Here is a 21,414-nt window from a genome sequence, read left to right as displayed (position 1 = left end):
CCGGGGGCTCAGAGGCCGTCGGTGGCGAGGCGGCCTCGGACGGCCGTGGCCAGCCAGACCGTGGCGAGGGCGGCGTAGCCGGCGAGCAGGGGCACCGCGGGCTGGGCGAAGAGCGCTCCGGTGGCCATGGTCAGGGCGAGGAGGGCGGACCAGGCGTACAGGACCGTGCGGCGGCGGGGTGCGCCGGTGTGGGCGGCCTCCTGAACGGGGGTGACCAGCGCCATGGCGGCCGCCCCGGCGGTGCCCAGGGCCTCGTGCCCGAGTGCGATGCCCGCGGCGAGCAGGGCCGCGCCGACCACCACGAGCGCGAGGCAGCCCGCAGCCACGCGGGCCGCCGTGCCCTCGAACAGCAGGCCGGTGGCCTTGCCCCGGGCCAGCCGCAGCGTGGTCCACGCCTCGGCCACCCATGCCACCCAGTGCAGCACCGCGAGCACGATGAAGACGGCGATGAGCGGCGGCACGACGGGCAGCAGGAAGATCAGCCGCCAGCCGCCGGCGAACCGGCCTCGGAGCCGCGACAACCACCGGTAGAGAGGGTTGCGCTGCTTGAGCGCCGCCACCAGCAGGTCCCTCGCGACGCCGTAGCCGGGGTCGAGGCGCAGCACCTCACGGAAGGCGTCGGCGGCCTGCCGGGCATCGCCGGACCGCAGCGACACGCGCCCGTACACGAAGTGCGCGGTCGGGCTCTCGGGATCCAGCCGCACGGCGTGCGCGGCGGCGGCCCGTGCCGGCTCCGCCTCGCCCTGGTTGACGTGGGCGAGGGCCAGCAGGCTCACCAGGTCGGTGTCCTCGGGGTCGATGGACAGCCCCTGCCGCGCCGCCCCGGCCATCAGCGGCCACTCGCCCTTGAGCATGTGGACGCGGGCCAGCAGCTCCCACGCGGGCGCGTACTGCGGTTCGAGGTCCAGCGTGGTGCGGACGGCGGCCATGGCCCGATCGACGTGGCGGGCCCGGTAGTACACCTGGGCGCCGGCGTAGTGGGAGAACCAGTGGTCGGGCGCGAGACGTACGGACTCCTCGGCCTCGGCGACCGCCTCGGCGACCCGGCGCTGCTCGACCAGGGCGAGCGCCAGCAGCGCGTGCCCGGTGAGGTGCTGCGGCTCCTGCGCGAGCAGCCCGCGCAGCTCCCGCTCGGCGTCGGCCGGGCGGCGCAGCCGCAGGAGCGTGCGCGCCCGCTCGACCGGGTCGCCGACCTTCACCACTTGCCCTTGACCCAGGGCATCAGCTCGTCCCAGGCGCCGGAGTCGTTGGCGTGCATGACGTAGTTGCGGGCGGTGGCCATCCATTCGCGTACGGCCGTCGGGCGTACGCTCTGGGCCGCCGCCAGCAGGTCGGGCGTGGAGAGCGGAATCGGCCGGCCGGCGCTGATCGACTGCTGCAGCTTGGCCTCGACCGCGCGGTCCACCACGCCCTTGAGGTCGGCGCCGACGAAGTGCTCGGTCACCTTGGCCACGGCGTCGAAGTCCATCTCGGCGAGCGGCTTGTCCCTGCACAGGATGCGCAGGATGGCGGCGCGGGCGGCGGCGTCGGGAGGGGGCACGAACACCGGCTGGTCGAGCCGGCCCGGGCGGCGGAAGGCGGCGTCGACGTACCAGGGGGCGTTGGTGGCGGCCAGCACCAGGACGCCCTCGTTGGCGTTCTGGTCCACGCCGTCCAGCTCGGCCAGGAACTGGTTGACGAGCTGCCTGGTGTGCGCCTGGCGCATGTCGGAGCGGCGGGCGGCGAGCGCGTCCACCTCGTCGAAGAACAGCACGCACGGCCGGTTACGGCGGGCGAGGTCGAAGGTGGCGTGCAGGTTGCGCTCGCTGGAGCCGATGTACATGTCGAGGATGTCGGCGAGGCCCACGTTGACGAACGCCGCGCCCAGCTCGCCCGCCGCCGCCCTGGCGAGGTGGGTCTTGCCGGCGCCGGGCGGGCCGTACAGCAGGACGCCGCCGCCCGCGCGCTTGCCGAACGCGGCGAACAGGTCGGGCTGCTGGATCGGCAGCAGCAGCTTGACCCGCAGCGCCTCCTTGACCGCCTCCATGCCGGCCACGTCGGCGAACGTCAGCCCGGAGCTCTGCACCTCGGCGTTGCTCTGGGGCGCGAGCGGCGAGCCGGGTTGCGGGGTGACCAACGCGGGCGCGGGCGGGGCCGGCGCGGCTGGCGGCGCGGCTGGCGGTGCGGCGGGCGGCTGCGGGACGGGGGGCGGCGCGGGCGGCGGGTTGAGCCGGGCGGCGAACTCGGGGTCGGCCAGCGCGGGCTCCCGGGAGATCGCCTCGAAGTACCGGTACGCGGCCCGCCCCAGATCGCCCTCACCGGCCAGCGCCCTGGCCGCGAGCACCCCGGCCCTGGGCGGGTAACCGGGCTCGGCGAGCAGCGGTTCGAGCGCGGCCAGCGCGGAGCCGTACGCGCTCTGCCGGACGAACGCCTCGGCCAGACCGGTGATGATCTCGGGGTTCTTGGGCGAGAGCACGAGCGCCGCCCTGAACTCGGCCTCCGCGTCGGCGAGGTAGCCCTTGGCCAGGAGCTGCCCGGCGAGGTGCTGGCGGAGTGGCAGGTTGTCCGGGGACAGGCGGGCCGCCTCGCGGAGTGCCTGCAGGCCGGCGTCGTCGGGCACGTGCCGTTCCCTTCTGTCGCGAGTGTTCGGTCGAGTAGGCAAGATACCGAACTGCCCGCGAAAGGCCAGGGACGGGCGCCCGTACAGGCCCGCGGTGCGACGAGGCCGGGCGCCCCTGGGAAGGAGCGTCCGGCCTGGAGAACGTGAGGTCAGGCGGCGTGCAGGTACACCTGGCCGAACACCTCGGACAGGTGCTTCAGGTCGGTGGCCTGGTCGACCTCGGGGTTGGCCGGGTCGTAGAGGGTGGCCAGCCGGGGCTTGACGGAGCCGAGCTTCTTGAGCCGCTCCCAGGTGGCGTTGTCGGCCCACTGCTCGCCGTACGCCCGGTTGACCTGGCCCTTGTCGTCCTGCCAGCGGGTCCACAGGGTGACGGTCTCGGCGGCGTCGTTCTGCAGCGGGGTGGCGACGCGCTCGGAGATGACCTGGTCGATCTGCTCGTCCTTGAGCTGGGCGCCGGCGAGGGTGGCGTCCTCGGCGGCGATCTGGGCGTAGGCGTCCCAGGCGCGGGCGCGGACCTGGATCCACTGGTTGCGCTGGGCCTCGTTCGCGTCGATCTTCCACTCGGCGTACTGGCTGGCGAGGTGGCCGTCGTCGAGGGCGAGCTGGTCGATGTAGCCCTTGCTCAGCCAGGCGCCGACGCGCTCGGGGTCGAGCAGCGGGTACTTCTCGGTCATCGCGGTCTTGCAGGCGTCGTTCGCGCCGCAGCCGAGCAGCGGCACCACCGTGTGCGCGGCCAGCTTCTTGCCGGGCAGCAGCGTGCGCAGCGTGGTCGCGGCCTCGCTGACGAAGGTGTCCAGCTCCTCGGCGGTGCTGAAGGTCTGGTTGTAGCCGAGCTGCGAGGTGAACCTGACGCCCACGACGCCGGGCTGCGCGACGGCCAGCGCGGCGATCTTCTTGGCGGCCTCGGCGAGCTTGCCCGCCTTGTAGTCGTCGGCCAGCTCGGTGTCGATCCAGACGCGCATCGTGGTCTGGACGGCGGCCTGCGCGGCCTGGCCGGCCGGGGTGGCCTTGGCGGCGCTCTTCTCGGCTGCGCTGATGCCCGTCGGGTCGACGTAGCACTGCTCGCCGTTCTGGCACTCGGGGGTGCCGCCGTCCTCGGCGCCCGGCACGTCGGGGTCGCCGATGTCGTGCATCTCGCCGTCACCCTCGCCGTCGGTCGGGCACTGGGCGCCCGGCTCCTGGCAGTCGATGGTGATGGGGTTCATGGGGCCGGCGTCGATCATGTTCTGGCCGTCGTCGTTGAGCCAGAACCTGGCGATGTCGGCGGCCTCGTCGGGCTTGGCCAGCCAGGTGCAGACGACGTACGCCGGGGTGTCGGCGGCCATCAGGTCGTTGCAGCTGCGGTCGTCGTCCTCCGACCACGCGGGAACGCCGATGCCGAGGAGCGAGAGGGTGAGTCCGATGATGAAGACCTGCCGTAGCCGCCGTCTCATGGCACCTTACTTCCAGGGGGTGATCGTGGGCATATCGCACACTATCCGGACGATCAACAACGTTCAATGAGATCAGCGGCGTTCTTCCCCCATTTCTCCACGGCCTGTAACCGTCGCTGTCGACGCCGTACACCGGCCTTTAATCCCGCGACAGAGCCGGTGAACTGCGACAGAATGGCGGAGTTTGGCATAAAGCGGGGGGTTGAGTGGCGTGCATTCCTTTCTTGGCGATCTCGGGCTGCTCCGTGACCGCCGCTTCTCCCTGTTGCTGGCCGCCAGGACCATCTCCATGCTGGGCAGCTCGTTCGCGCCCGTCGCGCTGGCGTTCGGCGTCCTGAACCTGCCCGGCGCCACCGCCACGACCCTGTCGGTGGTGCTCACCGCGCAGTCGCTGCCGATGATCTCGTTCATGCTGATCGGCGGCGTGATCGCGGACCGCCTCCCGCGCCAGCGGGTGATGATGGCCGGCGAGTTCCTGCTCGCGACCGGCTATTTCGCGCTGGCGGTCATGCTGCTCACCGGCTGGACCCCGCTGGGCGCACTGGCCGCCGCCGCCGCGCTCGCCGGGGTGGCCAGCGCGGTGACGTACCCCGCGCTGACCGGGATCATCCCCGAGGTCGTCCCCGCCGACCGGCTGCAGACCGGCAACGCGCTGCTCGGCCTCGGCGCCAACGCCTCCCGCGTGGCGGGGGCGGTGCTCGGCGGCGCCACGGTCGTGCTGTTCGGCGGCGGCTGGGCGCTGGTGGTGAGCGGCGCGATGTTCGCGGTGGCCGGGCTGCTGATCGCCAACCTGCGGCTCAAGCCCGGCGAGCGGGCCCGCCAGGAGGCCCACTCGGTGCTGGCCGACCTGCGCGACGGCTGGCGGGAGTTCCGCTCGCGGCAGTGGATCTGGGTGGTGGTCGCGCAGTTCTCGCTGCTGGTCATGGCCGTGCAGGCCGGACACGGCGTGCTCGGGCCGCTGATGGCCAAGGAGTCGCTGGGCGGGCCCGCCGCCTGGTCGGCGTTCCTGACCGGCGAGGCCGTGGGGACGATCATCGGCGTGCTGGTCTCGCTGCGGGTGCGCCCGCGCCGGCCCATCCTGGTCGCGGTGCTGCTCTGCCTGCCGACCGCCCTGCCTTACGTGACGCTCGGGGTCGGCGCGCCGCTCTGGGCGATCGTGGGCGCGGCCTTCGTGCTCGGCGTCTGCTTCGACGTGTTCGGCGTGTTGTGGCAGACGACGATGCAGCGCGAGGTCCCGCCTGAGGCGCTGTCGCGGGTCAGCTCGTACGACGTGCTCGGCTCGCTGATGTTCGGCCCGATCGGGCTGCTGCTCGCCGGGCCCGCGGCGGCGGTGTTCGGCACCCAGCAGGCGCTGCTGGGCTGCGCGGTCCTCGTCCTGCTCTCGACGCTGGCCGCGCTGTTCTCACCGGGGGTGCGCAACCTGCGCGCGCCTCAGCCGGCCGCTCCGGTCGCCCAGGCGTGACGCCTCACCAGGTCTGGCCGCTGGTCCGCAGGCCGCGGCTGGGCGTGCGCGGGTGGTCGCCGAAACGCGGCTCCGGCTCGTACGCGCCGTCCAGCACGCCCGCCACGTAACCGGCCCACGCGGGGCCGTGCTTGAACCCGTGCCCCGAGTCGCCGCCCAGCACCCACACGCCGGGCGACACCTCGGCCAGCAGCCACTCGGCGTCGGGCGTCAGCGCGTACTGGCAGACCTGGGTGAACAGCACCGGCAGCTCGGCCAGGCTCGGGAAGCGGCGCCGCAGGTAGCCGCGGGCCTGCTCGACGCTACCAGGGTCCACGACGCGCGGGCCGTGTTCGGGCTCGTACGGCGGCCCCTCGGCGTCGGAGGTGGCCTTCATGCCCACGCCGTCCACGTCGCCGTGCCCGTAGGCGGAGGCGCCGTGGTCCACCCAGGCCGGCGTCTCGGGCAGCGACCACTGCGGCGGCGCGGCGAAGTGCAGGGTGTCCTGCTTGGTCACGGTGATCGGCAGCCCGCCGAACAGCTCGGGCAGCCACGCGCCGCACGCCCAGACCACCCGGTCGGCGTGGTGCGTCTCGCCGTCGATCTCGACCGCGCACCCGTACGGCGCCGCGTTCCCCACCGTGTTCCCAGCCGTGTTCCCAGCCGTGTTCCCAGCCGTGTCCCCCGCCGTGTTCCGCAACGTGTCCCCCGTCACCGGCACCGCCCGCGCCCTGACCAGCCGCACCCCGGCGGCCTGCGCCAGCGCGGCGGTGACCTGGGTGGCCCGCCTGGCGCGCAGCACGCCGGCGTTCGGCTCCCAGAGCAGGAAGCTGAGGTCGTCGCCGCGGAAGTCGGGGAAGAAGCGGCGGCCGTCGGCCGGGTCGAGCACCTCACACTCGATGTCCAGATTTTTCAGGACCTGGGCACTGGCGTGCTCCCACCCGTCCGGCTTCCTGGCGAACCACAGCATGCCCGACTCGACGTACAGGTCCTCGCCCGCCCGCTCGCCCAGCCGCAGCCAGCCCTCCCTGGCCTGCCAGGCGAGGCGGGCGTACCAGTCGTCGTCGCCGTGCGAGCAGCGCAGCAGCCGCGTCTCGCCCGCGCTGGCCTGCCGTACGTGCCCCGGCCTGTGCTGCTCCACCAGCGTCACCTGCCAGCCGGTTTCGGCCAGCCGCAACGCCAAGGACGACCCCCAAATACCGGATCCGACCACAATGACCGATTTCATGCCTCCACGGTGACCGCAAACCCCGGCCCCCGCAAGAGGGTCAGACGATGATCAGCCGGACGACCACGCCCGCGCAGTTACCCGCCACGCAGATGCGTACGGGCACCTCGGAGATGCCCGCCGCGGCCGGGACGCCGCCCACGTGGCCGTCGGGCCCGATGGCCACGCCCGCGGGCACCTTGTCCTGGTCGGTGACGGTGAAGGTGGGCACCACGCCGCTAGGGCCGCCGTTGACGCCGATCTCGCCGTCGAGCGGCGTGCCGGCCCGGCCGGGGAAGGTCAGCTCGCGCGGCTCCCACGGCACGTTCGCCAGCACCACGAGCGTCAGGCTCTCCTCCTGGCAGGAGCCGCCGGAGCAGACGCCCACGCGCACGGCGTAGGTGCCGGGGCGCTCGGGCCTGCCGGACAGCCGGCCGCCGCCGTCCACGCGGACGCCGGAGGCGAGGTACGCGGGCCGGAACGTGACGCCCTTGGCGCGGGGCAGCAGCGTCCGGCTGACCTCGATGCCCTGCGTGACGTAGAAGGTGTCCTCGACCAGGCTCGGGCTCGCGGGGGTGGTGAGCGAGGCCTGGTTGACCAGGGTCGCGGTGAACGGCGGCATGGCAGGCGACAGCACGCACAGCGCCACCCCGGCAAGCAGGAGAACCCACCATTGCCGCATGTTTACCCCCCGGCTCTTCCCTGCCCTTACGTACCCCTCAAGCAGGGCGGCGTCACCACTGGATAATCGGTCGCATGGCCGCAGAATCCGCTCAGACCCTCGAACGCGGGCTCCGCCTGCTGCGCCTGCTCGCCGACGGGAAGGGCGGGCGCACGCCGACCGAGCTGAGCGGCGAGCTGTCGCTGAGCAGGCCCGTCGTCTACCGCCTGCTGACCACGCTGCAGGGCGAGGGCTTCGTGCGCAGGGACTCCGAGGGCCGGGTGCACCTCGGGTTCGGGGTGCTGGCGCTGGCCCAGGCCGTGCAGCCGCTGCTGCGCGCGGCGGCCACGCCCACGTTGCGGCGGCTGGCCGAGCAGGTGGGCGCGACCGCGCACCTGACCGTGGCCGAGGGCGACGACGGGCTGGCCGTGGCGGTCGTGGAGCCGTCGTGGACCGACATGCACGTGGCCTACCGCGAGGGCTCGCGCCATCCGCTGGGCAGAGGCGCGGCGGGGCGGGCCATCCTGGCGCTGCGCGAAGGCCGGCCTGACCACAGGCACGACTACTTCGTCACGGAGGGGCAGTTGCAGGAGGGGGCACGTGGCGTCGCCGCGCCGGTCACCGGGCTGCCGTGGCTGGAGGCGTCGGTGGGGGTGGTGACGTTCGGGCCGCTGGAGGAGTCCACGGGACCGCGCGTGGTCGCGGCCGCCGCCGAGCTGGCCGCCGAACTGACCACTGGACCGAGTTGACTTCTCCAGGCTGATGGCGGACGGTTGTTCCAGATAGAGGACACTTCCGTCCGATAACCGGACAGCAGTGGAGGGGTGGATGCCGTACTACCGCGTCGTGGGAGAGGTGCCGCGAAAACGGCACGTGCAGTTCAGACGGCCGGACGGCGGCCTGTACGCCGAAGAGCTGATGGGCGAGGAGGGCTTCTCGTCCGACTCCTCGCTGCTCTACCACCGCCACCTGCCGACCGCCATCGTCAAGGCCGACGCCGTCACTCCGGCCGTGGAGACGACGCTGCGGCCCAACCTGCCGCTCTCGCCCCGCCACTTCCGCACTCAGGAACTGGCCGGTGCGGGCGACCTCGTCACCGGGCGCATGGTGCTGGCGGGCAACGCCGACGTCCGGTTGTCGTACGCCACCAGCGACCGGCCGAGCGAGCTCTACCGCAACTCCATGGGCGACGAGTGCGTGTACGTGCAGCGGGGACGGGTCCGCTTCGAGTCCACCTACGGGGTGATCGAGGCCGGCGAGGGCGACTACGTGATCGTCCCGACCGGCACCATCCACCGCTGGGTGCCCGACGGCCAGGTCAACGTGCTGGCCATCGAGGCGTCCGGGCACATCAGGCCGCCGAAGCGCTACCTGTCGCAGTACGGCCAGTTCCTTGAGCACGCCCCCTACTGCGAGCGCGACCTGCGCGCGCCCACCGAGCCGCACGTCGTCTCGGGCGAGGAGGTGCCGGTGCTGGTCCGCACGCGAGGCGGGCTGACCCGGCTGGTCTACCGCCACCACCCGTTCGACGTGGTCGGCTGGGACGGCTATCTCTACCCGTACGCGTTCAACATCGAGGACTTCGAGCCGATCGTGAAGAAGACGCACGCGCCACCGCCCGTGCACCAGACCTTCGAGGGGCCCGGGTTCGTGGTGTGCTCGTTCTGTCCCCGGCCGCTCGACTACCACCCGGAGGCGGTTCCGATCCCGTACAACCATCACAACGTGGACTCCGACGAGTTCATGTTCTACGTGGGCGGCGACTACTCCGCGCGGGCCGGCTCCGGCATCGACGTCGGGTCGATCTCGCTGCATCCCGCCGGCTTCACGCACGGGCCGCAGCCCGGCGCCGTGGAGGCGGTGATCGACGCCGTCTCACGTGGCGTCACCGTGACGAGCGAGATGGCCGTCATGGTCGACACGTTCCGCCCGCTCGACCTCGGACAGGGCGCTCTGTCCTGCGAGGACCCCGGATACGCCTGGACCTGGGCACGATGAAGCTCTACGCCGCACTCGTCGACGACGCCGGACTGTTCCCGCCGTCGTCCCTGCACATGACCGAGGCGCTGGCCCGCAACCGGCGCGACCTTGAGCACGGCAGCGACGTGCTCACCCACCGTTTCCTCTGCCCGGCCAGCCGGCTCGACCGGCTGCGCGGCGCCGACTACCGGCCGCGCCGCATCGGGCTCATCGCCGACACCGCCGACCTGCCCGACTTCGGCGACCTGCCGGTGGACTTCGTCGAGACGAAGCTGCCGCCCGACAGCACGATCGAGGCGCTGGCCGACCGGCTCGGGCTGCCGGAGGGCGTGCGGCTGTTCGCCGAGGTGCCCGCGCACAAGACCGCCGGTGACCTGCCGCCGAACACCGGGCTCAAGGTGCGCTGCGGCGGCGCGGCGGCCGAGGACTTCCCGCCGGTCGAGCACCTCGCGCAGTTCATCAAGTCGTGCGCGGACAACGGCATCCCGTTCAAGGCGACCGCCGGGCTGCACCACGCCGTACGCCACTTCGACCCCTCGCTCGGCGTCGACCGCCACGGCTTCCTCAACCTGCTGCTGGCCGTCTGCGAGGCCGTCGAGGGCCGCGACCCGACGCCCGCGCTGCGCTCCACCGACGTCGGCCACCTCGTCCGCATGGCCCGCGCGGTGTCCGACGAGACGGCCGCCCGCGCCAGGCGGCTGCTGGTCAGCTACGGCTCCTGCAACACCACCGCGCCGCTCGACGACCTGTGCGCGCTCGGACTGATCGAGGAGGAGGATCGGTGAGCTGGGGTGTGGACAACCTGCCCTACGGGGTCTTCTCCTGCCCGGGAGAGCGGCCCAGGGTCGGCGTCAGGTACGGCGACAAGGTGCTCGACCTGGCCCCCGCGCTGCACGACGAGGTGTTCGCGGCGCCCTCGCTCAACCCGTTCATGGCGCGGGGCCGCGCGGCCTGGCACGCCACCAGGGAGCTGATCCGCAACAAGCTGGCCACCGACCTGTCCGTCACCGAGGCCCACCTGATCCCGCTCGACCAGGTCCGCCTGCACCTGCCGTTCGAGGTGGCCGACTACGTCGACTTCTACTGCTCGATCGAGCACGCGAGCGCCATCGGCCAGATCTTCCGCCCCGGCCAGGAGCCGCTGCAGCCCAACTGGCGGCACCTGCCGGTCGGCTACCACGGCAGGGCGGGCACGGTCGTGGTGTCGGGCACGCCGGTCAGACGGCCGAGCGGGCAGCTCGGCCCCGGCAGGTTCGGTCCGTGCGAGAAGCTCGACATCGAGGCGGAGCTGGGGTTCGTGGTCGGCGTGCCGACCGAGCCCGGCGAGCCGGCGGGGCCGTTCGAGGAGCATGTGTTCGGGGTGACGCTGGTCAACGACTGGAGCGCGCGTGACATCCAGGCGTGGGAGTACGTCCCGCTGGGTCCCTTCCTGGCCAAGTCGTTCGCCACGTCGATCTCGCCCTGGGTGACGCCGCTGGAGGCGCTGCCGCGCGTCCCCGGCCGGGCCCAGGACCCCGAGCCCGCCCCCTACCTGCGCCGCCGGGCCGACTGGGGGCTGGACATCACGCTGGAGGTGCTGCTCAACGGCGAGGTGATCTCCCGGCCGCCCTACGCGGGGATGTACTGGACGCCCGACCAGATGCTCGCGCACCTGACGGTGAACGGGGCCACGCTGCGGACGGGCGACCTGTTCGCCAGCGGCACGATCTCCGGCCCTGAGCGCGACCAGCGGGGCTCGCTCATGGAGCTGACCTGGAACGGAACCGACCCGATCAAGCTGCGGGGCGGCGAGACGCGGACGTTCCTCCAGGACGGCGACACGGTCACGATCAGGGCCGCCGCGGGCGGGCTGGCCCTGGGGGAGGTTTCCGGAACTGTCGGATAAGTGACTCGACGTGCTTGCATCGTGACTCACCGCTACCCTGGGATCTCCCTCTCCCTCGGAAAGCAGGAGTCACATGCGTCGTGCCGCGATGTTCTGTGTCGCCTTCCTCCTGGTCTGCGGCTGCACGTCCGTCACCGCGGCCACCCCTTCCGCGCCGCCCGTCGTGCGGGTCTGGCCGCCGTTCGACACCAAACGGGCGCGGCCCGACCGCGGCCTGGTCGTCAGGGCCCAGGGCGGCACGCTCAGCCAGGTGCTCGTCTACCAGGCCGGCGAGCCGGTGCCGGGGCGGCTCGACGGGTCGCGTACGACGTGGCGCACCGACTGGACGCTCAAGCCCGCCACCGAATACACGGTCACCGCCACCGCCACCCGTGAGGGCGCGCCCGCCACCGTCGCCATGGGCCGCGTCCGCACCCGCGCCGTCGACACGACGTTCCAGGTGGCCCGCATCACGCCGCTGCCCGGCGAGACCGTCGGCGTCGGCATGCCGGTCATCATCGACTTCGACACCCCGGTCAGCGACCGCGCCGCCGTCGAAGAGGCGCTCGAAGTGCGCGCCTCGGCCCCGGTCGAGGGGGCGTGGCGCTGGCTCAGCGACACCCGGGTCGCCTACCGTCCCCGCCGCTTCTGGACGCCCAGGCAGCAGGTCACGGTCACCGCCCACCTGGCCGGCGTACGCGCGGGCGACGGCCTCTACGGCGCCACCGACACCACCTTCGCCTTCACCGTCGGCCGCAGGCAGACCAGCACCATCGACACCAGGACCCACCAGATGGTCGTCACCCGCGACGGCCGGGTGGCCCAGCGCCTGGCCATCAGCGCCGGCATGGCCACCACCGTCGAATACACCACGACCAGCGGCTGGCACCTGACCATGGACAAGGGCAACCCGGTCCGCATGATCTCCCCCGGCCGCGAGGAGGGCGACCCCGGCTACTACGACCTGATGATCGACCACGCCGTCCGCATCTCCGACAGCGGCGAATACGTCCACGCCAAGGACAACGTGTGGGCCCAGGGCCGGGCCAACGTCAGCCACGGCTGCGTCAACGCCCGGCCCGACCAGGCGGCCTGGTTCTACGCCACCTCGCTGCGCGGCGACCCGGTGCTCATCACCGGCACCGACCGGCCGCTCGAATGGCACAACGGGTGGGGCTTCTGGCAACTCCCGTGGGAGAAATGGCGCCAGGGCAGTGCGCTCCTGGGAAAGGGCGCGGATAACGTGCTGGTACCGAGGGGTTGATATCAGGATTACCGTAGACAGTGGGGGAACCAGGTAAGAGTGCGGGCCCGTTATACCTTGAGGAGGGCCGGACATGGACGAATGGATCATCTGGGTCATCCTTGCGATCGTCCTCGGTGTTGCCGAAATCTTCACTTTGACGGCGTCCCTCGGTCTGCTCGGCGTCGCCGCGCTGCTCACCGCTGCCGGCGCGGCCGTCGGATTGCCCGTTCCCTTGCAGTTACTGCTCTTCGCCGTGACGTCCACCGCCGGCTTGCTGGTGCTCAAGCCGATCGCGATGCGCTATATCAAACATCCGCCGTTGCAGCGTTTCGGCGTGGAAGCACTCGTCGGAAAGCCCGCCTACGTCGTCTCCGAGGTGACGGGCAGAGACGGTCGCGTGCGCATCGGGGGCGAGGAATGGTCGGCGCGCGCCTACGACGAGACCCTGGTGATTCCCGCAGGGGCGACCGTCGACGTCATCGAGATCGAGGGGGCCACCGCCCTCGTGTATCCCCGGGAGTGATCCATGGACCCGCTGTTGCTGGTCGGAATCTTCGTCATCCTGTTCGCGGTGATCACGATGCTCAAGGCCGTGCGCATCATCCCGCAGGCCAGGGCGCGCAACGTCGAGCGGCTCGGCCGCTATCACCGCACGCTCAAGCCAGGTCTCAACTTCGTCATCCCGTACATCGACCGCGTCTACCCCATGATCGACCTGCGTGAGCAGGTCGTCTCCTTCCGCCCCCAGCCGGTCATCACCGAGGACAACCTGGTCGTCGAGATCGACACCGTGCTGTACTTCCAGGTCACCGACCCGCGGGCGGCGGCGTACGAGATCGCCAACTACATCCAGGCGGTCGAGCAGCTCACGGTCACCACGTTGCGCAACGTCGTCGGCTCGATGGACCTGGAGAAGACCCTCACCTCCCGCGACACCATCAACAGCCAGCTGCGCGGCGTGCTCGACGAGGCCACCGGCAAGTGGGGCATCCGCGTCAACCGCGTCGAGATCAAGGCCATCGACCCGCCGAAGACGATCAAGGACGCGATGGAGAAGCAGATGCGGGCCGAGCGCGACAAGCGGGCCGCGATCCTCAACGCCGAGGGCCAGCGGCAGTCGCAGATCCTCACCGCCGAAGGTGACAAGCAGAGCCGCATCCTGCGCGCCGAGGGCCAGCGCACCGCCGCGATCCTGGAGGCCGAGGGCCAGTCGCGGGCCATCGACCAGGTCTTCCAGGCCGTGCATCGCAACGACCCCGATCCCAAGCTGCTCGCGTACCAGTACCTCCAGGTGCTGCCGCAGCTCGCGCAGGGCGACGGCAACACGTTCTGGGTGATCCCCAGCGAGGTCACCTCGGCGCTGCAGGGCGTCTCCAAGGCGTTCACCGAGGCGCTGCCCCGCACCGCGACCAGGGAGGACCTGCCTGAGACCTCCGCCGCGGACGAGGAGGTCGCCAAGGCGGCGGAGGCGGCGGCCGAGGCGGTCGCCGACGCCCAGGAGGCCGACGGGCCGCGCCAGCTCACCCAGGCCGCCGAGGAGCCGGCCCCGTTCTCCGGCCTCGACAAGAAGCCCACCGAGGCCGAGCACCGCTGACCGTCCACGACGCGCCGCCCGCCGATGAGGCGGGCGGCGTTCTCATGCCTGCTGACCGCCGTCGAAGTACGCCGCCAGCTCCGGGTCGAGCGGCGGCACGTCGTACGGCCGGCCGCCGTCGCGCAGCGACATCGTGGCGAGGTAACCGGCCGCGACGCTCATCCTGGCCGCCACCGGCGAGGTGTCGGTCACCCCGCCCTCGCGCGCGAACCTGATGAACTCCGACATGATCTGCACGTCCGCGCCGCCGTGCGTGCCCTGCGCCTCCGGCACCTTGTACGCGATGTCGCAGTCGTCCCGGTACCCCGTCGGCCCGGTGTTCCAGACCTTGACCGTGGCGCCCGGCCCGTCGCCGAAGTTCTCCAGCCGGCCCTCGGTGCCGATGACCGTGTAGTTGCGCACGTAGTCGGGCGTGAAGTGGCACTGCTGGTAGGCGGCGATGACGCCGTTGTCGAGCCGCATGTTCATGACCGAGACGTCCTCGACGTCCACGACCGGGTTGAGGTCCTTGCGGGCGGTGGGCGGCCAGTCGTCCGCCAGCAGCCACTCGCCGTCCGGCCGGAGCGTGCCGGGGGCGCGGCGCGGCAGGTCGCCGTGGAGCAGCAGGTCGCCGAGCGCGTTGACGCGGGTGGTGTAGCCGCCGGCCAGCCAGTGGATGACGTCGAGGTCGTGGGTGGCCTTCTGCAGCAGCAGGCCCGTCGTACGGGTGCGGTCGGCGTGCCAGTCCTTGTAGTAGAACTCGGTGCCGTAGCCGACGAAGTGGCGCACCCAGACGGTCTTGGGCTCGCCGATGACTCCCTTGGCGATGATGTCGCGCATCAGCCGGACGACGCCCATGTGGCGCATGTTGTGGCCGACGTACAGTTTCGTGCCGGTCTCACGGGCGGTGCGCAGGATGGCGTCGCAGCCCTCGACCGTGATGGCCATGGGCTTCTCCAGATAGAGGGCCTTGCCGGCGCGCAGGACGTCGACGGCCAGCCGCTCGTGCGTGTCGTCGGGGGTGTTGACCACGATCGCGTCGAGGTCGGGGCGGTCGAGCAGCTCGCGGTGGTCCTGGGTGAGAAAGGCGGCCGCGGGGAACTTCGCGGACTGCCGCTTGAGCACGGCGGGGTCGGCGTCGCACAGGGCGGTCACGACGGCCCCCGCGCCGGACCCCGCGCCGGACCCCTCGCTGGGCCGGTCGGCGGCGAGGGCGATGCTGGTCCGCAGGCCGAGCCCGATGACTCCGATGCGCAGGTCTTCCACTGACGTCCTCCCCGCTTTACGCAAGTTGCTTGCTTTAATCTCGCATGATCTCCTGAAAAAGGTCAATACATGGCTTGAACGCGCGATATCACGCAATCGATAGTCAAGCCGGCAGCGTAAACAGGCACCGCTCGGCGTGGTCGAGTGCCCACCTGACCGCGCCGAGCACCACGCAGTCGTTGCCCAGCGTCGAGGCCACCACCGGCGGCGGGCAGAGGCACACGTCCGCGAACCGCTCCGCGATCGGCTCAAGCAGCAGGTCACCGGCCTTCGACAGGCTGCCGCCGATCACCACCAGCTCGGGGTCGAGCGGGTTGACCACGGTGAGCAGGCCGTCGCCCAGGTGGCGGGCGAACGCGCGGACGGCCGCCAGCGCCCGCTCGTCACCGGCCCGTGCCCGCTCGACGGCGAACTCGGCGGCCTCGCGCTGCGAGCGCATCTCCCCCGGCTCGGCCGCCAGCGCGTAGTCGATGACGTGCCGGTGGGCCAGCCAGTGGTCGCCCGACTGGCGGCCGATCTCGCCCGAGGCCGTATGGGCGCCCCGGTGCGGCCGGCCGCCGATGAGCAGGCCGAGGCCGAGCCTGCTGCCGGTGAACAGGTAGACCACGTCGTCGTGGCCGCGCGCCTGCCCGCGCCAGTGCTCGGCCAGCACCGCGAGCCGCATGTCGTTCTCGACCAGCACGGGGGCGGGCAGCCTGCGGGCCAGCTCGCCCCGCAGGTCGAGGCCCGTCCAGCCGGCCAGCGCGACGCTCCTGACGACCCGGCCGGCGCCGTCGACCGTGCCCGTGGTGCCGACGCCCACCGCCGCCAGGCCGGACACCGGCAGCCCCGCCTCGGCCGCCACCGCCTCGACCAGGCCCGCGATGGCGTCGAGCCGGTCGGCGGCGGGCATCGAGGCGTGGTGGCGCAGGCGCTCGGCGGCCACCACCGTGCCGTCGAGGTCGCTCACCATCGCCCGCAGCCAGGACGAGCCGACGCCCACCCCCACCACGTGACCTGCCGCGGCCCTGAACCTGAAGCGCCGCGCGGGCCGCCCCCGCCTGCGGTCGCCGGGCTCCTCGCCGCACTCCTCGGCCCAGCCGCCCGCCACCAGGTCGTCCACGATGACCTCGGCCGTGGGCCTGGACACCCGGGCCGCACCCGCCAGCTCGGACACCGTGGCCGCGCCGCTCTCACGCAGGACGCGCAGGATCGCCGCCGAGTTGAGCCTGCGCAGGAGGGAGGCGTCGCCGCTCTGCTGCATCCGTCCTCCGGTTATCTCAAGTCGGTTGGCTAATTCTGCCAGGTGCGGAGGTCGCGTGAAGCGGAGCTGTGGGGGCACTTAAGAACTCCTCGATGGACACGTCCCGAGCCGAAGCGGCACAGTGCGTTGCGACGCGTCATGTCCTGCCTCGCTCGCCGAACCCCTCCCGGGGCGGCGGGGTGACGGGGCCGGGGCTCGTCAGTAGGTTGTGACAGGGGGAAGCGACGTCATGAAAGCGCTGGTCAAGAACCAGGCCGAGCCTGGCCTGTGGCTGGTGGACGTGCCCGAGCCGGAGCTGGGGCCCGGTGAGGTGAAGATCCGGGTCCTGCGTACCGGGATCTGCGGCACGGACCTGCATATCCGGAAATTTGATGATTGGGCGCGGCACACGCTGGAGCTGCCGCTCATCGTGGGCCACGAGTTCAGCGGCCACGTCGTCGAGGTCGCGCCCGGCGTCGAGGACATCGCGGTCGGCGACCTCGTCAGCGGCGAGGGCCACCTCGTCTGCGGCAAGTGCCGCAACTGCATGGCGGGGCGCCGGCACCTGTGCCGCAACACGGTCGGGCTCGGCGTCAACAGGGACGGCGCCTTCGCCGAGTACGTCACCCTGCCCGCCACCAACGTCTGGGTCCACCGCAACCCCGTCCACCCCGACATCGCCGCCATCTTCGACCCCTTCGGCAACGCCGTGCACACCGCGCTCTCCTTCCCGCTCGTCGGCGAGGACGTGCTGATCACCGGCGCGGGCCCGATCGGGCTCATGGCGGCGGCCGTGGCCACCCACGTCGGCGCGCGGAACGTGATGATCACCGACGTCAGCGACGAGCGGCTGGACCTGGCCGGCAAGCTCGGCGTCTCCCTCGCCGTGAACGTCGCCCGCTCCTCCATCGCCGAGGGCATGCGCCAGCTCCACCTGCGCGAGGGCTTCGACGTGGGGCTGGAGATGTCCGGCAACCCGGTGGCCGTGCGCGACATGATCGCGAGCATGACCCACGGCGGCAGGATCGCCATGCTGGGGCTGCCCGCCGAGGAGTTCGCCATCGACTGGGCGACGGTGGTGACCTCGATGCTCACCATCAAGGGGGTGTACGGCCGGGAGATGTACGAGACCTGGTACAACATGTCCGTCCTGCTGGAGAAGGGGCTCGACCTCAGCCCGGTGATCACCGACCGGTTCTCGTACCAGGACTTCGACGCCGCCTTCGACACGGCGGCGAGCGGCCGTACCGGGAAGGTGATCCTCGACTGGAGCGAGGACGCCGCCCATGAGTCAGCGGCGGCCCCGACCACGAACAGGAGCGCCTGATGTTCACCAACGTTCGCGAGCAGCTGCGTGCGACGCTCGACGAGATCACCGAGGCCGGGCTGCTCAAGCCCGAGCGCGTCATCTCCACCCCGCAGAGCTCCCAGGTCAGCGTGGCCGGGCGCGAGGTGCTCAACTTCTGCGCCAACAACTACCTGGGCCTCGCCGACGACCCGGCGGTGGTCGAGGCGGCCAAGGAGGCGCTCGACCGGTGGGGGTTCGGCATGGCCTCCGTACGGTTCATCTGCGGCACGCAGGAGGTGCACAAGGAGCTGGAGTCGCGCCTGTCGGACTTCCTCGGCATGGAGGACACCGTCCTCTACAGCTCCTGCTTCGACGCCAACGGCGGCGTGTTCGAGACCCTGCTCGACGCCCAGGACGCGGTGATCTCCGACGCGCTCAACCACGCCAGCATCATCGACGGCATCCGCCTGTCCAAGGCCCAGCGCCTCCGCTACGCCAACCGGGACATGGCCGAGCTGGAGTCCCGGCTCAAGGAGGCGTCGGAGGCGCGGCGGCGGCTCATCGTGACCGACGGCGTGTTCTCCATGGACGGCTACGTCGCGCCGCTGCGCGAGATCTGCGACCTGGCCGACCGCTACGACGCCATGGTCATGGTCGACGACTCCCACGCCGTCGGCTTCGTCGGCCCCACCGGGCGCGGCACGCCCGAGCTGCACGGCGTGACCGACCGGATCGACATCATCACCGGCACCCTGGGCAAGGCGCTCGGCGGGGCCAGCGGCGGTTACGTCGCGGCCCGCAAGGAGATCTGCGACCTGCTGCGGCAGCGCTCCAGGCCGTACCTGTTCTCCAACTCGCTGGCGCCCGTCATCGCGTCGGCCTCGCTGCGCATCCTCGACCTGCTGGAGACCTCCAGCGACGCCCGCGAGCGGCTGCGCGCCAACACCGCGCGCTTCCGCGAGGGGATGACGAAGGCCGGGTTCGACATCCTGCCGGGCGACCACCCGATCGTGCCCGTCATGATCGGCGACGCCGCCGAGGCCGCCGCCATGGCCGAGCGCCTGCTCGACCTGGGCATCTACGTGATCGGCTTCTCCTACCCCGTCGTCCCGCACGGCCAGGCCCGGATCCGCGTCCAGCTGTCCGCCGCGCACTCGACGGAGGACGTGGACCGCGTGATCGAGGCGTTCACCCAGGCCCGCACCGCCGTCTGACCCTGGGGCGCGTATCCTCGCTGCGTGATTGACACGCGGCGGCTGCGTACGCTGCGGGCGGTGGCCGACCACGGCACGGTCACCGCCGCCGCGGCCGCGCTGCACCTGACGCCCTCCGCCGTGTCCCAGCAGCTCGCCGCGCTGGAGCACGAGGTGGGCCACCGCCTGCTCAACCGCGACGGGCGCGGCGTGCACCTCACCGCCGTCGGCAGGATCATGCTGTCCCACGCGAACGAGGTGCTCGCCCAGCTCGAACGGGCCGAGGCGGAGGTGGCGGCGTACACGACGGGCGAGGCGGGCGAGGTCACGGTGGCCTGCTTCGCCACGGCCATCAGCGCCGTGCTCTCCCCGGCGATCGCCACGCTGCGCGGCACCGCGCCCGGCGTGCGGGTCCGCGTCCACGACGCCGAGGGCGACCAGGGCCTCGCCATGCTGCTCGACGAGCGCGCCGACCTGACCATCACGGTCGAATACCGGGGCGCCCCCGACGCCGCCGACCGCCGCCTGTCGCGCCACCCCCTGTACGCCGAGCCGTTCGACCTGGTGCTCCCCCGCGACCACCCCTTGGCGGGCTCGGCGACCCTCGTCTCGCTGGCGACGGAGACCTGGATCGGCCCCTACCCGGGCAACCCGGTGCACGACGTGATCACGTTCGCCTGCCGGCAGGCCGGCTTCACGCCCGACCTCATCCACTGCTCCGACGACTTCCGCGCCGTGGTCGCCCTGGTCGGGGCCGGTGCCGGGGTGGCGCTCGTGCCACGGCTGGCGCTGCGGGACATGGCGCTGCCCGGCGTCGTCGTCCGCCACACGCCGGGTCCGGAACGCCGGGTCTTCGCCGCCGTACGCCGGGGCTCCGACGCCCATCCCCTCCTGCGCCCGCTCCTCGCCGCGCTCCGCGAGGTGGCCGGATCTCTCGGAACGGGCTGAAACACTCCGCCCATATCCGGACATCTCCTCGGGTGTGTTCGCCGATCGGAAGGACCACACCATGGGCCCACCTGAGCCCGAACAACGCTTCGAGGAGCTATATATGGCGCACTATCCCGCCATCGCCACATATGTCAGGCGACGTGCCGACCCCGACGACATCGCGGACGTGATCGCCGAGACCTTCACCACCGCCTGGCGCCGGCTGGACGACGTCCCGCAGCGCGGGGAGCACGAGACCAGGCTCTGGCTGTACGGCGTCGCCCGGCGCGTGCTCGCCAACCACTTCCGCGCCGAGGAGCGCAGGACCGCCCTGGCCGCCAGGCTCCGCGAGGAGGCCGCGACCTGGGAGGTGGCCGGCAGGGAGCACGACCCGGCGTACCAGGCGTTCCAGCGGCTGAGCGACGACGACAAGGAGCTGCTCGCGCTGGTCGCCTGGGAGGGGCTCAGCGGCCCCGAGATCGCCAAGGTGCTCGGCTGCTCGCGCGGCGCCGCCCGCATCCGGCTGCACCGCGCCCGCAAGCGGCTGGCCAAGGAGCTGGCCGCCCTCGACCCCGACCTCGCCTCCTACGGCACCCGTGCCGTCTCCCTAGCGAAGGGACACTGATCATGACTCAGCAGGACATCCACGACGTCGTCTCCCGGTTCGCCGCACCCGCCGTCACCTCCGTCAGCGACGGCGCCCGCGACCTGATGCACCAGATCACCGCGACCCCGCAGGCCGCGCCCGCCAGGCTTCGCAGGCGCATCAACCTGCGGATGGCCGTCCCCGCGGGCGCGCTGCTCGCCGCCGGGGCCGTGGCGGCCACCACCTGGCTGCTGCCCGTCTCCCCCGCCGCCGCGCTCAGCATCGAGCAGGAGGGCGGCTACTACGTCATCGAGGTCAAGGACCTCTACGCCAACCCGAAGGTGTACGAGCAGGAGCTGCGCCAGGCCAGCCTCGACGTCACGCTGGAGGTGAAACCCGGCACCGCCGCCTACGAACGCCTGATCCACCCCAAGGCACCCGACATGCGGCACCTTACGGAGATCAAGAGCATCTTCCCGCCGGGCCCGTGCGACAAGCAGGGCGGATGCGCCGTCGGCTTCAAGATCCCCAAGAATTTCTCCGAGACCGCCGAGATCACCGTGTTCCGTGAGGCGCGGCCGGGCGAGAAGTACCAGGCCATCACCACGTTCACGGCCAAGGGCGAGCCCATGAACTGCGTGCCCCACCTCGACAAGAGCGTCACCGAGGTGCTGGGGCTGCTGAAGCAGCGCGGGGTGCGGGTCAACGAGTACTCCGATGCCGCGCTCGTCGGCAATGACGACGGCAGCGACCTGCGCACGTCGGTGCCCGGCGACTGGCACGTGCAGGGCGGCTTCCTCACCGAGCCGGGCGTGGCCACCCTCCGGGTCTCGGAGGACCCCATGCCGCAGGAGGAGATCACCTTCCAGAACGACAAGTCGCTGACAGCGTACGGCTGTCCGATCGTCTGATCTTGGGAAGATAG

The 21,414-nt window shown here is 71.9% G+C and carries 20 protein-coding genes; 13 read left to right on the top strand and 7 right to left on the bottom strand.

The genetic code is table 11. The features are described from left to right. Positions 1 to 8 precede the first annotated feature (8 nt). The 3 genes from ABZW11_RS10860 to ABZW11_RS10850 form a co-directional block, all read right to left on the bottom strand. Positions 9 to 1,199: a tetratricopeptide repeat protein gene (locus ABZW11_RS10860; protein ID WP_355414991.1), complete on the bottom strand. Its 1,191-nt coding sequence runs from the start codon at positions 1,197 to 1,199 to the stop codon at positions 9 to 11. After that, positions 1,196 to 2,599: an ATP-binding protein gene (locus tag ABZW11_RS10855; RefSeq protein WP_355414989.1), complete on the bottom strand. Its 1,404-nt coding sequence runs from the start codon at positions 2,597 to 2,599 to the stop codon at positions 1,196 to 1,198. The genes ABZW11_RS10860 and ABZW11_RS10855 overlap by 4 nt, the downstream gene beginning before the upstream one ends. A gap of 149 nt (positions 2,600 to 2,748) precedes the next feature. Further along, positions 2,749 to 4,032 (bottom strand): hypothetical protein, encoded by a 1,284-nt coding sequence (locus tag ABZW11_RS10850; RefSeq protein ID WP_355414987.1) that lies wholly within the window; start codon positions 4,030 to 4,032, stop codon positions 2,749 to 2,751. A 211-nt stretch (positions 4,033 to 4,243) separates the two neighbouring features. On the opposite strand from ABZW11_RS10850, the gene ABZW11_RS10845 reads away from it, so the two are divergent. Then, on the top strand, positions 4,244 to 5,494 hold the full coding sequence (locus ABZW11_RS10845) for an MFS transporter (protein ID WP_355414985.1): 1,251 nt from the start codon (positions 4,244 to 4,246) through the stop codon (positions 5,492 to 5,494). A gap of 4 nt (positions 5,495 to 5,498) precedes the next feature. Here ABZW11_RS10845 and ABZW11_RS10840 read toward each other — a convergent pair whose 3' ends face one another. Beyond that, complete coding sequence (locus ABZW11_RS10840) at positions 5,499 to 6,701, bottom strand: FAD-dependent oxidoreductase (RefSeq protein WP_355414983.1); 1,203 nt, start codon at positions 6,699 to 6,701, stop codon at positions 5,499 to 5,501. 40 nt (positions 6,702 to 6,741) lie between these two features. Next, positions 6,742 to 7,362, bottom strand: coding sequence for a hypothetical protein (locus tag ABZW11_RS10835; RefSeq protein ID WP_355414981.1), 621 nt, complete (start codon positions 7,360 to 7,362; stop codon positions 6,742 to 6,744). A 74-nt stretch (positions 7,363 to 7,436) separates the two neighbouring features. Here ABZW11_RS10835 and ABZW11_RS10830 point away from each other — a divergent pair, with 74 nt between their 5' ends. From ABZW11_RS10830 to ABZW11_RS10800, 7 genes are all read left to right on the top strand, one after another. Continuing rightward, positions 7,437 to 8,090 (top strand): helix-turn-helix domain-containing protein, encoded by a 654-nt coding sequence (locus tag ABZW11_RS10830; protein WP_355414979.1) that lies wholly within the window; start codon positions 7,437 to 7,439, stop codon positions 8,088 to 8,090. Positions 8,091 to 8,169: 79 nt separating this feature from the next. Next, on the top strand, positions 8,170 to 9,339 hold the full coding sequence (locus ABZW11_RS10825) for a homogentisate 1,2-dioxygenase domain-containing protein (protein ID WP_355414977.1): 1,170 nt from the start codon (positions 8,170 to 8,172) through the stop codon (positions 9,337 to 9,339). After that, positions 9,336 to 10,106: a hypothetical protein gene (locus ABZW11_RS10820; protein ID WP_355414975.1), complete on the top strand. Its 771-nt coding sequence runs from the start codon at positions 9,336 to 9,338 to the stop codon at positions 10,104 to 10,106. Before ABZW11_RS10825 ends, ABZW11_RS10820 begins: the two co-directional genes overlap by 4 nt. Continuing rightward, on the top strand, positions 10,103 to 11,206 hold the full coding sequence (gene fahA, locus ABZW11_RS10815) for a fumarylacetoacetase (RefSeq protein WP_355414972.1): 1,104 nt from the start codon (positions 10,103 to 10,105) through the stop codon (positions 11,204 to 11,206). The genes ABZW11_RS10820 and fahA overlap by 4 nt, the downstream gene beginning before the upstream one ends. 73 nt (positions 11,207 to 11,279) lie before the next feature. Next, entirely contained in the window at positions 11,280 to 12,449 is a 1,170-nt protein-coding gene (locus tag ABZW11_RS10810) for an Ig-like domain-containing protein (protein ID WP_355414970.1), read from the top strand. 73 nt (positions 12,450 to 12,522) lie between these two features. Then, positions 12,523 to 12,954, top strand: coding sequence for an NfeD family protein (locus tag ABZW11_RS10805; protein ID WP_355414968.1), 432 nt, complete (start codon positions 12,523 to 12,525; stop codon positions 12,952 to 12,954). 3 nt (positions 12,955 to 12,957) lie between these two features. Then, positions 12,958 to 14,025 (top strand): SPFH domain-containing protein, encoded by a 1,068-nt coding sequence (locus ABZW11_RS10800; RefSeq protein ID WP_355414966.1) that lies wholly within the window; start codon positions 12,958 to 12,960, stop codon positions 14,023 to 14,025. Between the two features lie 42 nt (positions 14,026 to 14,067). On the opposite strand, the gene ABZW11_RS10795 is transcribed toward ABZW11_RS10800, so the two are convergent. After that, entirely contained in the window at positions 14,068 to 15,270 is a 1,203-nt protein-coding gene (locus ABZW11_RS10795; protein WP_355414964.1) for a Gfo/Idh/MocA family oxidoreductase, read from the bottom strand. A gap of 103 nt (positions 15,271 to 15,373) precedes the next feature. Next, a complete protein-coding gene (locus ABZW11_RS10790) occupies positions 15,374 to 16,513 on the bottom strand; it encodes an ROK family transcriptional regulator (RefSeq protein ID WP_355414962.1) in 1,140 nt (379 codons plus the stop codon). Between the two features lie 229 nt (positions 16,514 to 16,742). Between ABZW11_RS10790 and tdh the strand changes: the two genes are divergently transcribed. From tdh to ABZW11_RS10765, 5 genes are all read left to right on the top strand, one after another. Beyond that, on the top strand, positions 16,743 to 17,819 hold the full coding sequence (gene tdh, locus ABZW11_RS10785) for an L-threonine 3-dehydrogenase (protein ID WP_355414960.1): 1,077 nt from the start codon (positions 16,743 to 16,745) through the stop codon (positions 17,817 to 17,819). Then, entirely contained in the window at positions 17,819 to 18,994 is a 1,176-nt protein-coding gene (locus tag ABZW11_RS10780; protein ID WP_355414958.1) for a glycine C-acetyltransferase, read from the top strand. Before tdh ends, ABZW11_RS10780 begins: the two co-directional genes overlap by 1 nt. A gap of 24 nt (positions 18,995 to 19,018) precedes the next feature. After that, positions 19,019 to 19,921: a LysR family transcriptional regulator gene (locus tag ABZW11_RS10775; RefSeq protein WP_355414956.1), complete on the top strand. Its 903-nt coding sequence runs from the start codon at positions 19,019 to 19,021 to the stop codon at positions 19,919 to 19,921. A gap of 61 nt (positions 19,922 to 19,982) precedes the next feature. Continuing rightward, positions 19,983 to 20,528 (top strand): RNA polymerase sigma factor, encoded by a 546-nt coding sequence (locus tag ABZW11_RS10770; RefSeq protein WP_355414954.1) that lies wholly within the window; start codon positions 19,983 to 19,985, stop codon positions 20,526 to 20,528. A gap of 2 nt (positions 20,529 to 20,530) precedes the next feature. Continuing rightward, on the top strand, positions 20,531 to 21,400 hold the full coding sequence (locus ABZW11_RS10765) for a hypothetical protein (RefSeq protein ID WP_355414952.1): 870 nt from the start codon (positions 20,531 to 20,533) through the stop codon (positions 21,398 to 21,400). The last annotated feature ends 14 nt before the right edge of the window (positions 21,401 to 21,414 follow it).

This window comes from Nonomuraea sp. NPDC004580, assembly GCF_040609855.1.
Taxonomy (GTDB): domain Bacteria; phylum Actinomycetota; class Actinomycetes; order Streptosporangiales; family Streptosporangiaceae; genus Nonomuraea; species Nonomuraea salmonea.
Note: the sequence above shows the minus strand (reverse complement) of the source record. Positions and strands in the feature narration are given on the sequence as shown.